Genomic DNA, 1318 nt, shown 5'->3' on the forward strand with positions numbered 1-1318 from the left:
CTCCCGATCTCCACTCAAGATCAGGTTCGTATGGATGCCACGAAGTGAGTCAGTTTTGATCCGCCGTCAGAGGGTCACGGTTCAAGCGACGCCGACACACTGGTGAGCACCGTCGCGAGCGCGTCGCGGAAACGTACTCGGCAGCCCCGCCAGCCGGGCGAAGTCCTCGTCATCCAGAACCCCCGACAACTGCGGCTCCTCAACAGCGAGCGCCGAGAGTGGCTTCGTGGTCCCGTCCGGGCAGGGCAGGGAGATCTGGGACACCAACCACGTGCGGGAACGGTCGACCAGCGCCGCACGGATACTGTCCTGGAGCCGGGAGGGCGACGAGGGGTCGGAGGGCGAAGGCAGCGGGACGAGGTGCCAAGCAGAGGGTTCGACATCGCTGAGTACGTCGAGGGCGGAAGCGGCCCAGAGGTCCGCGACGAGCGGGACGAGGTCCTCGTTCCATCGGCTGGCGGCGAATCCTTCACGGCTGACGACGGGGTCGAACTGGGCGTGCACGCGAGCTGCGGCTCTCAACTCGGCCACCGGTAGCCCAGCATGCACACTCCCTAGTTCCGGTCCGTGCACCGGCAGCGCGACGGCGACCGGCATAGAGGCTCCCACCGCCTTGTGCCGACGGGTACTCGTGCCGTGCGGTGCGACGTGGGCGTCGTAAACCCGCCACAGTGCCCCACTGGTTGTCCGGGCCTCCCGTACCCGGACATCCACTTCCTCACCGTCGATACGAAGCCTTCGCTGGTCGATCTCCGTCCAAGTCAGACTGAGCATCACGGGCGGCGTATCGTCATCAGCTCCCTGCTCACCCTGGCGGTCGCTGAGTGCTTCGACCCACCTCACGTGCCGCAGAAAGAGCAAGGAGCTGTCGTTCCACGTCTCGAACCACTCGAAGAGCTCCGAGGCGGAGAGTGCGTCGAGGGCAAGAGGGATTCGGAAGACCGTCCACTCGGGCCCCGCGACTTGCTCCGGCACCACCAGCGGCTCGACCGCCCGAATGGACAGGTCGGCAAACCGCACGTGGAAGGGGTGACAGTGCACCTCCCAAGTAGTCGCGAGGGCCCGCAAGGTCGCCAAGCCGATGCCGAATCGCCCTGTGGCCTCCGCGTCGGAGGTCTTCCCGCTGAGCCATGGCAGGCCGAGCAGCAGGATGTCGGCCAGTCGTACGCCCTTGCCATCATGGGCGATCAACAACTCTTCGGGGCGCCAGATGAACCGGATGTCAACGGTCATTGAGATGCCCAGGTGGGTGGCCGTTGGAGGCCCAGGCTGGTGGCCATCAGAAACCCAGGCGTGTGGCCAGTGGTGTTCCCGGGGT

1 protein-coding gene is annotated in these 1318 nt (G+C 66.0%); it reads right to left on the minus strand.

Annotated elements, in window-relative coordinates; all coding sequences use genetic code 11:
• Nucleotides 1–81: 81 nt before the first annotated feature.
• Complete coding sequence (locus tag KUM40_RS38405; protein WP_217170975.1) at nt 82–1233, minus strand: hypothetical protein; 1152 nt, start codon at nt 1231–1233, stop codon at nt 82–84.
• Between the last annotated feature and the right edge of the window lie 85 nt (nt 1234–1318).

This window comes from Streptomyces sp. AC512_CC834 (assembly GCF_019049325.1).
Taxonomy (GTDB): Bacteria; Actinomycetota; Actinomycetes; order Streptomycetales; family Streptomycetaceae; genus Streptomyces.

Coding starts and splice junctions, on each gene's coding strand:
- KUM40_RS38405 (WP_217170975.1), bottom strand. CDS start 1,233: ATGACCGTTGACATCCGGTTCATCTGGCGCCCCGAAGAGTTGTTGATC.